This is a genomic window from Streptomyces sp. NPDC028928 (assembly GCF_055564915.1).
Genome location: NZ_JBVHVI010000017.1, coordinates 162,955 through 172,829 on the forward strand (window position 1 = coordinate 162,955; position 9,875 = coordinate 172,829).

The following is a 9,875-nucleotide window of genomic DNA, read 5'->3' on the forward strand; positions in this document are numbered from 1 at the left end:
GCACGTACCGGAAACGCGGTGGGACCCCGGATGGTTCCCGGAATCCGGGATTCCCTCGTGTTCCCGGCCTTCATCATGCAGCAACTCCCGAGGCCCGCCGGAGGTTCCCCCGGCGTTCACATCGCGCCCTGCCGTACCGTCCGCCGTGTTCACTCCGGCCTCATCCACTGGCCCATCACCGACAGCAGGTGATCGGGGTCGACCGGCTTGGTGACGTAGTCGGAGGCGCCCGACTCGATCGCCTTCTCGCGGTCGCCCTTCATCGCCTTCGCGGTGAGCGCGATGATCGGCAGCCCCGCGAACTGCGGCATCCTGCGGATCGCGGTGGTCGTCGCGTACCCGTCCATCTCGGGCATCATGATGTCCATCAGGACGACCGCCACATCGTCGTGCTGCTCCAGCACCTCGATGCCCTCACGGCCGTTCTCGGCGTACAGCACCGACAGGCCGTGCTGTTCCAGGACGCTGGTGAGCGCGAACACGTTGCGGATGTCGTCGTCGACGATCAGCACCTTCTCGCCGCCGAACCGGACCGCGCGGCCCTGCTGCGGCGCACGGTCCTGCTCGGGGACGGCCGTCCACTGCTCGGTCCGCTGCCCCTCCTCCGGCCGGCTCCGCCGCCGGCGCCGGAAGAGCGCGGCCGGACCGTTCTGCGTCTCCTGGTACGACTTCACCTCGGCCGGCGTCTCGATCTCCACCGCGGACAGCTCCGAGGACAGGTGCGCCTCGGAGGCGGAGGCGACCAGGTCGCCGGCCTCCAGCGCGGGCAACGACTGCTGGTAGCCCTGCGGCGGCAGTTCGCTCGGGTGCAGCGGCAGGTAGAGCGTGAACGTCGAGCCGCGGCCCGGTTCGCTCTGCGCGTGGATCTCACCGCCGAGCAGCTGCGCGATCTCCCGCGAGATCGACAGGCCGAGGCCGGTGCCGCCGTACTTGCGGCTGGTGGTGCCGTCCGCCTGCTTGAACGCCTCGAAGATCACCCGCATCTTGCTGGCCGCGATGCCGATGCCGGTGTCCGTCACCGAGAAGGCGATCAGGTCCCCGTCCGGATCCCTCAGCGAACCGGCCTCCAGCAACTGCTCCCGGATGGACTGCGGCACATCCGCGCCGGCGGGCCGGATCACCAGCTCCACCGACCCGGAGTCGGTGAACTTCACCGCGTTGGACAGCAGGTTGCGCAGCACCTGCAGCAGCCGCTGCTCGTCGGTGTGCAGGGTGGCCGGCAGCTCCGGGGAGACCCGTACGGACAGGTCCAGGCCCTTCTCCGCGGTCAGCGGCCGGAAGGTGGCCTCGACGTAGTCCACGAGCTGGACGAGCGCGATCCGCGTCGGGGAGACGTCCATCTTGCCCGCCTCGACCTTCGACAGGTCCAGGATGTCGTTGATCAGCTGGAGCAGGTCGGAGCCGGCACCGTGGATGGTCTCGGCGAACTCCACCTGCTTCGGCGAGAGGTTGCCCTCGGCGTTGTCGGCGAGCAGCTTCGCCAGGATGAGCAGCGAGTTGAGCGGGGTGCGCAGCTCGTGCGACATGTTGGCGAGGAACTCGCTCTTGTAGCGCATGGAGACCGCGAGCTGCTCGGCGCGCTCCTCCAGGACCTGCCGGGCCTCCTCGATCTCGGTGTTCTTCACCTCGATGTCCCGGTTCTGCCGGGCCAGCAGCTCGGCCTTCTCCTCCAGCTCGGCGTTGGAGGCCTGCAGCGCCTTCTGCCGGTTCTCCAGCTCCGCCGACCGCTCCCGCAGCTGCTCGGTCAGCTCCTGCGACTGCTTGAGCAGTTGTTCGGTCTTGGTGTTGACCGAGATGGTGTTGACGCTGGTCGCGATCATCTCGGCGATCTGGTTGAGGAAGTCCTTCTGGATCTGCGTGAACGGCGTGAAGGACGCCAGCTCGATCACGCCGAGCACCTTGCCCTCGAACAGCACCGGCAGCACGATCACCTGCGCGGGCGGTGCCTCGCCGAGCCCGGAGGAGATCTTCAGGTAGCCGCTGGGCGCCCGGTCCACCAGGATCGTGCGCTTCTCCTGGGCGGCCGTGCCGATCAGGGCCTCACCGGGCCGGAACGACGTCGGCATGGAGCCCATCGAGTAGCCGTACGAGCCCAGCATCCGCAGCTCGTAGTCGTCCTCGCCGGTGCCCACGTCCTTGCCCTCCATGAGCGGCATGGCCAGGAAGAACGCGCCGTGCTGCGCGGACACCACCGGCGTCAGCTCGCTCATGATCAGCGAGGCGACGTCCTCCAGGTCCCGGCGGCCCTGCATGAGGGCGGAGATCCGGGCCAGGTTGCCCTTGAGCCAGTCCTGCTCCTTGTTGGCGATCGTGGTGTCGCGCAGGTTGGCGATCATCTTGTTGATGTAGTCCTGCAGCTCCTGGATCTCGCCGGACGCGTCCACGTCGATCTTGAGGTTCAGGTCGCCGCGGGTCACCGCGGTCGCCACGCGCGCGATGGCCCGCACCTGCCGGGTCAGGTTCCCGGCCATCTCGTTCACGGACTCGGTCAGGTCCCGCCAGGTGCCGTCGACGTCGCGCACGCGTGCCTGACCGCCCAGCTGTCCTTCCGTACCCACCTCACGGGCCACCCGCGTGACCTCCTCGGCGAAGCTGGACAGCTGGTCGACCATCGTGTTGATCGTCGTCTTCAGCTCGAGGATCTCGCCGCGGGCGTCAATGTCGATCTTCTTCGTCAGGTCACCCTTGGCGATGGCCGTGGTGACCATGGCGATGTTGCGCACCTGCCCGGTCAGGTTGGACGCCATCTGGTTCACCGACTCGGTGAGGTCCTTCCAGGTTCCGGCCACGCCGGGCACGTGCGCCTGGCCGCCCAGGATGCCGTCCGTGCCCACCTCGCGGGCCACCTTGGTGACCTGGTCGGCGAACGAACTCAGCGTCTTCACCATGGTGTTGATGGTGTCCGCGAGCTGCGCGACCTCACCGCGCGCCTCGATCGTCACCTGCCGCGTCAGGTCACCGTTGGCGACGGCCGCGGCCACCTGGGAGATGTTCCGCACCTGCATGGTCAGGTTGTTGGCCATCAGGTTGACGTTGTTGCTGAGGTCCTTCCAGATACCGGTCACGCCCGGTACGTGCGCCTGCCCGCCCAGGATGCCCTCGGTGCCCACCTCACGGGCCACGCGGGTCACCTGCTCGGCGAAGCTTGACAGCTGATCAACCATCGTGTTGACCGTCGTGACGAGCTCAAGGATCTCGCCCTTCGCGTCAACAGTGATCTTCTTCGACAGGTCACCCTTGGCGACCGCCGTCGTCACCTCGGCGATGTTGCGCACCTGGATCGTCAGGTTGTTCGCCATGAAGTTCACGGACTGCGTGAGGTCCTTCCAGGTGCCGGAGACACCCTGCACCTCGGCCTGACCGCCGAGGATGCCCTCCGTACCCACCTCACGGGCCACGCGCGTGACCTCCTGGGCGAACGACGACAGCTGGTCCACCATCGTGTTCAGGGTGTTCTTCAGCTCCAGGATCTCCCCGCGCGCGTCCACGGTGATCTTCTGGGAGAGGTCACCGCGCGCCACCGCCGTGGCGACCTGCGCGATGTTGCGCACCTGGGCCGTCAGGTTGCCGGCCATGCCGTTCACGGAGTCGGTCAGGTCCCGCCACACACCGGCGACACCGGGCACCTGCGCCTGCCCGCCGAGGCGGCCCTCCGTCCCCACGTCGCGCGCGACCCGGGTCACCTGGTCGGCGAAGGCGGACAGCTGATCAACCATGGTGTTGATCGTGTTCTTCAGCTCGAGGATCTCGCCGCGCGCGTCGACGTCGATCTTCTGCGACAGGTCACCGCGCGCCACGGCCGTCGTCACCTGGGCGATCTGCCGCACCTGGGAGGTCAGGTTGCCGGCCATGAAGTTGACGGAGTCCGTCAACTCCTTCCAGGTGCCGGAGACACCGTCCACCCGGGCCTGACCGCCCAGCCGGCCCTCCGTACCCACGTCCCGGGCCATCCGCGTGACCTGGTCCGCGAAGCTCGACAGCTGGTCGACCATCGTGTTCACGGTGTTCTTCAGCTGGAGCATCTCACCGGAGACGTCCACGGTGACCTTCTGCGACAGATCACCGTTGGCCACCGCCGTGGTCACCTGGGCGATGTTGCGCACCTGCCCGGTGAGGTTGCGGAACGCGGTGTTGACGGAGTCCGTCAGGTCCTTCCACGTACCGGCCGCCCCCGGCACCTGCGCCTGGCCGCCCAGCTCACCCTCGACACCGATCTCCCGCGCGACCCGGGTCACCTCGGCACCGAACGCGGACAGCTGGTCCACCATCCCGTTGACGGTGTTCTTCAGCTCCAGCATCTCGCCGGCCACGTCCACGGTGACCTTCTGCGACAGGTCACCGCTGGCCACCGCGGTCGTCACAGCGGCGATGTCCCGCACCTGCGTGGTCAGGTTCCGGAAGACCGTGTTGACGGAGTCCGTCAGGTCCTTCCACGTACCGGCCGCCCCCGGCACGTTCGCCTGCCCGCCGAGCCGGCCCTCCGCGCCGACCTCGTTCGCCACCCGCGTGACCTCGTCCGCGAAGATCCGCAGCGTCTCGGTCATCTGGTTGATCGTCTCGGCGAGCTGCGCCACCTCCCCGCGCGCGGGGACGGTCACCTTCTGCGACAGATCACCGTTGGCGACAGCGGTCGTGACCTGGGAGATCCCCCGCACCTGCGCGGTCAGGTTGCCCGCCATCGTGTTGACGGAGTCGGTCAGCTCCTTCCACACGCCGGCCACCCCGGGCACCTGCGCCTGACCGCCCAGGATGCCCTCGGTACCCACCTCACGGGCCACCCGGGTGACCTCGGAGGAGAAGGACGACAGCTGGTCCACCATCGTGTTGACGGTGTTCTTCAGCTCCAGCATCTCGCCGGCGACATGGACGGTCACCTTGCGCGACAGGTCACCCTTGGCGACCGCCGTGGTCACCAGCGCGATGTCCCGCACCTGCGCGGTCAGCCGGTACGCCATCGTGTTGACGGACTCGGTCAGGTCCTTCCACGAACCGGACATACCGCGCACCCGGGCCTGACCGCCGAGCTTGCCCTCGGTCCCGACCTCGCTGGCCACGCGCGTGACCTCGTCGGTGAACGTCGACAGCTGGTCGACCAGGTTGTTGACGGTCCGGCCGACCTTCAGGAACTCACCCCGCAGGGGATGGCCCGCACCGTCGTCCTGCGCCTGCGTCCGCAGCTCCATCCGCGGCGACAGATCGCCGTCGGCGACCGCCGTGAGCACCCGGCTGACCTCCGAGACCGGCCAGACGAGATCGTCCACCAGCGCGTTGGAGTGCTCGATGGCCGTCGCCCAGGAGCCCTCGCAGGCCCCCGTCTCCAGCCGTTCCGTGAGCTTTCCCTCACGCCCGACCATGCGCCGCACCCGCGCCAGCTCACCGGTCAGATGCAGATTCCGGTCGGCCACCTCGTTGAAGACGGCCGCGATCTCCGACATCACGCCGTCACCGGACACCGTGAGCCGTTTGCGGAAGTTCCCGTCACGCATCGCCACGAGAGCCGTCAGCAGCCGGTTCAGGGCAGCCGTGTCCACGGCGGTGGTGCCGCCGCTCCTGCCCAGGGAAGGTCCGCCTTTCGCGCGCGTCCTCGTGCCTCGCGTCGCCGCGCCAGACTCCACTGTGTCCCTCCCGGAGGGGTAGACCGTTACTGCTGTGCTCGGCCGCTTCGGCCCCGGCGTGCCGGTCATCGGCATACCGGTTACTTCCGCGTACCGGTTACTGCTGCGTATATCTGCCAGACGAGATCCGGCCACACCAGGGGCTGCTGCCCGCCGTACACGGAACACACGCAACCCGACCCGACCTTCGTCAGAAGCTTGCCCAGTGTTTCACCCCGGCCGAACCAGGCCATAACAGTTCGGCAGCTTCGCACATCGTCCGCACACCCTGGGGGCGTAAACACCTACGACCGGCATCCGCTCGGACCGCGAAGGTAAGTAACCTTGCATGCGGCTGTCCAGCCGCACCGGTCCGACCGGCCTGGGCGGTGGCACGAGTACCAGCGGGCATCGGAGGGGCGGCCGGACACCATGACCACCGGACTGATCCCCGGGGGACAGCCCCCGGAGCCACAGCCGACGGGCGAGTTGATGCCGCAGCAGCGGCGCGAGCCGCCCGGCCACGCAGCCCCGCATGTCGACAACCGGCCGAGGAGTTCTGTGATCACCGCGCGCGCGGCCGCCAGTTTCGAGCCCGTCGGACGATCGGTCGCGACCGCCCGGTCCTTCGTCCGTGACACCCTCCAGGGCTGGGGCTTCGCCGACATCGTCGACGACGCGGTCGTCCTCACCAGCGAGCTGGTGACCAACGCTGTCGTCCACGCGGGCACGCACGCGGACGTGCTGTGCCTGCGCACGGAGGACGGCGTGCGCATCGAGGTCTCCGACCGCTACCCGGAGCGCGAGGTCCCGCTCCAGAACTCCGCCGCCACCATGGGCAGCCCCGACCGCGAGGGCGGCCGCGGCCTCCAGCTGTGCGCGGCCCTGGCCACCCGCTGGGGCGTCGACTACACGCCGACCCACAAGAACGTCTGGTTCCAGCTCAACCTCCCCGAACGCCCGGTCGGCACCCGCACCGCCGGCCCCGCCCTGCCCGCCGACCTCCTCCCCCTGGCCGACGGCCGGGTCCGCGTCGCCGTCCTCCAGGTCGACCGGAAGGGCAGCGTCAGCGCCTGGAACGAGGACGCGGAAGAGCTGTTCGGCTACCCGGCGGGCGACGTCATCGGCAAGCCCCTCACCGACCTGGCCGCCTGGCCGCACACGCCCGGTACCGGCACCGGCATCGCCGAGGCCCTCCAGCTCTCCCGCTGGGAGGGCACCTACGGCATCCGCGGCGCCGACGGCCGCGTGGCCCAGGTGTACGCCTCCCACCTCAGGGTCCGCGACACCGGAGGCGAACCCTCCACCGTCTGCCTCCTGGTCCGCGACCACGAACGCGCCGTCCTGCAGACGCCGTCCCGCGTCCCGGCCACCGACCAGCCCCAATCATCCGACGGGCAGAGCGCCGACCCCTTCGAACTGTTCATCGGCTCCCCCGCCCCGGACGACCTCGACGGCCTGCTCCAGCGCACGGTGGAACGCGCCCGCGACATGCTCGACGGCGACTCCGCGTTCCTGCTGCTCGCCACCGACGACGAGACGGAACTGGAGGTCCGCGCCTCCACCGGCCTGCCCTCCGCACGCCAGCGCTTCGCGCGCGTGCCCGTCGAGGCGGGCCCCGGCCGCTACGGCTCCGCCCGCATGCCCGCCGTCCACGACGACCTCACCGCCGTCCCGGGGGCCGTACCGCTGCTCGCCGGCACCGGCATGCGCTCGGTCGTCACCGTCCCGCTCAAGGTCGAGGGCCGCCTCACCGGCTCCCTCGGCGTCGCGGCGGAAGCACCCGGCCGGTACACCAACGAGGAGGCGCTGCGCCTGCAGTTCGCCGCCGACCGCATCGCCCTGGCCGTCGAGTCGGCCCGCCTCGGCGAACTGGAACGGCTACGCCGCGGCTCCCTGAGCTTCCTGGTCGAGGCCTCCGACCTGCTGGCCGGCACCCTGGACCGGGACCAGACGCTGGCCCTGATGGCCCAGATGACGGTCCCCACCCTGGCCACCTGGTGCGCGGTGTACACGATCGCCGACCAGGCCTCCGACCCCTACCTGTCGTACGTCCTGCACGAGGACGAGGAACTCATCGACGGCATCAAGTCGTTGTTGTCGAAGATCCCCCCGCCGGATCCGGTACCGACGCCCGGCGCCCGCGTGTGGACGACCCCCGGCGAGGTCGCCCACCAGGCGGCCCTGCGCAGCTCCATGCGCAGCCTCGGCCTGGCCGGCGGCCCCACCCACCGGGTCGCCTCCGGCATCGGCCCGACCCTCGCGACGGCCTCCGCGGTCGGCGGCGAGACGGTCGTGCTGCCGCTCGTCGCCCGCAACCGCGTCATCGGCATGCTGACCCTCGGCAAGCCCACCGACGAACACTTCCGCCAGGAGATCCTGGAACTCGCCGAGGACCTGTCCCGCCGGGCCGCCCTCGCCCTGGACAACGCCCGCCTGTACTCGGAGCGCACGGCCATCAGCCAGTCCCTCCAGCGCAGCCTGCTCCCCCCGGGTCTGCCCCAGATCGACGGCGTCGAGGTCGAGGTCATCTACCGCGCGGCCGGCGAGGGCAACGAGGTCGGCGGCGACTTCTACGACCTCTTCCCGATCGGCAACGGCGCGTACGGCTTCGCCATCGGCGACGTCTGCGGTACGGGCCCCAACGCGGCGGCGGTCACCGGCCTGGCCCGGCACGCCCTGCGCCTGCTCGCCCGCGAGGGCCTGTCCGGCCCGGCCGTGCTGGAGCGCCTGAACTCCGCCATCCTCGACGAGGGCGACCGCAGCCGCTTCCTGACCCTGCTCTACGGCGAGTTGCGCCCACAGGACGACGGCAGCGCCGAGCTGAAGGTGGTCTGCGCCGGCCATCCGCTGCCACTGCGCCTGCGCCAGGACGGCACGGTGGTGGCCGCGGCCGAACCACAGCCGCTGCTGGGGGTGATCGAGGATCTGGAGCTGTACGAGGAGACGGTCACCCTCGACCCCGGTGACGTGCTGCTCTGCGTCACGGACGGCGTCACCGAGCGCCGGGAGGGCACGCGCATGCTGGGCGACGACGGCCTCGCCGACGTCCTCACCACGTGCACGGGTCTGACGGCGGGAGCGGTCGCGGCACGCATCATGCGCGCGGTGGAGCGCTTCGCCTCGGACGCACCCTCCGACGACATGGCGATTCTGGCGATGCGAGTCCCGGGAATCCACACGGAGGCCTGAGGGGGGAGCCCCGGGGAAGCACGAAAAGGCCCCACCCGAAAGGGTGGGGCCCTTTTACTGGAGCCCCCAAACGGAATCGAACCGTTGACCTTCTCCTTACCATGGAGACGCTCTGCCGACTGAGCTATAGGGGCCTGTCGTTTTCGAGGTTTCCCTCGCGGCGACAAAGAAACTGTACCCCGAGCAGGCCCCAGTTCCCAAATTCGTTCGGTGCCCGGTCAGAAGGCGGGCTGCAGCAGGCCGCCGAGGGCGTTGCAGGCGGACACGACGCGGTGCATGTCCCGCTTGGTGAGCGCGGCGTCCACTGGCAGCGCGAGCGTCTCGTCGGCGGCCCGCTCGGTCTCCGGCAGCGACACGTACCGACGGAACTCCGGCAGCCGGTGCACGGGCGTCTTCACCGGCACCCGGCACTCAACTCCCTTGGCGCGCACGGCCCGTGCGAAGGCGTCCCGGTCCGGCCGGCCGTTCCCCGGCACACGCACGACGTACTGCTGATAGGTGTGCCCGTCCCCACCGTCCGGCGTCCGTACGCCCTTCAGCCGGGCGTCGAGATAGGCGGCCCGCTGCCTGCGCTGCGCTATCTCGTCGTACGGCGCCTCGGACTCGCCCTGCTCCAGCACCAGCAGCCCGTGCCGCTGCCCGAGCGCGTGCAACCGCGCGATGTCGGCGTGCCGTCCGAAGCGGTGTACGGCAACGACCGCAGCGGTACGGGAGGTTACGGCCGCCTCGACCGCGTCCGGGTCGAGGCAGTAGGTCACCGGATCTATGTCCGCGAACACCGGGAGCGCACCGGCCAGGGTCACGGCCTCGGCGACCTCGACGTTCCCGAAGGCCGGTACGACGACCTCGTCACCGACGCCTACGCCGGCGGCCCTGAGCATTGCTGCTGTACCCATGTCTGGGATGCTGGGCTCGCAACGTGAACGACACGTTACGCACAACAGAAAAAGGCCGGACCCCGAACCGAAGTTCAGGATCCGACCTTTATCAAAATTTGTTCGGCGGCGTCCTACTCTCCCACAGGGTCCCCCCTGCAGTACCATCGGCGCTGTGAGGCTTAGCTTCCGGGTTCGGAATGTAACCGGGCGT

The 9,875-nt window shown here is 69.6% G+C and carries 3 protein-coding genes, 1 tRNA gene and 1 rRNA gene; 1 reads left to right on the forward strand and 4 read right to left on the reverse strand.

Translation table 11 applies throughout. The features are described from left to right. Positions 1–149: 149 nt before the first annotated feature. Positions 150–5,615, reverse strand: a complete 5,466-nt coding sequence (locus tag ACZ4U1_RS34185) for a HAMP domain-containing protein (protein WP_467908056.1) — start codon at positions 5,613–5,615, stop codon at positions 150–152. 411 nt (positions 5,616–6,026) lie between these two features. Here ACZ4U1_RS34185 and ACZ4U1_RS34190 point away from each other — a divergent pair, with 411 nt between their 5' ends. After that, positions 6,027–8,786 (forward strand): SpoIIE family protein phosphatase, encoded by a 2,760-nt coding sequence (locus tag ACZ4U1_RS34190; RefSeq protein WP_467908057.1) that lies wholly within the window; start codon positions 6,027–6,029, stop codon positions 8,784–8,786. Between the two features lie 58 nt (positions 8,787–8,844). On the opposite strand, the gene ACZ4U1_RS34195 is transcribed toward ACZ4U1_RS34190, so the two are convergent. The 3 genes from ACZ4U1_RS34195 to rrf form a co-directional block, all read right to left on the reverse strand. Then, positions 8,845–8,920 (reverse strand) — tRNA-Thr (locus ACZ4U1_RS34195). 84 nt (positions 8,921–9,004) lie between these two features. After that, positions 9,005–9,667 (reverse strand): DegT/DnrJ/EryC1/StrS family aminotransferase, encoded by a 663-nt coding sequence (locus tag ACZ4U1_RS34200; protein ID WP_467908063.1) that lies wholly within the window; start codon positions 9,665–9,667, stop codon positions 9,005–9,007. Positions 9,668–9,782: 115 nt separating this feature from the next. After that, positions 9,783–9,875: ribosomal RNA gene (rrf, locus tag ACZ4U1_RS34205) — 5S ribosomal RNA — on the reverse strand; the annotation flags it as partial.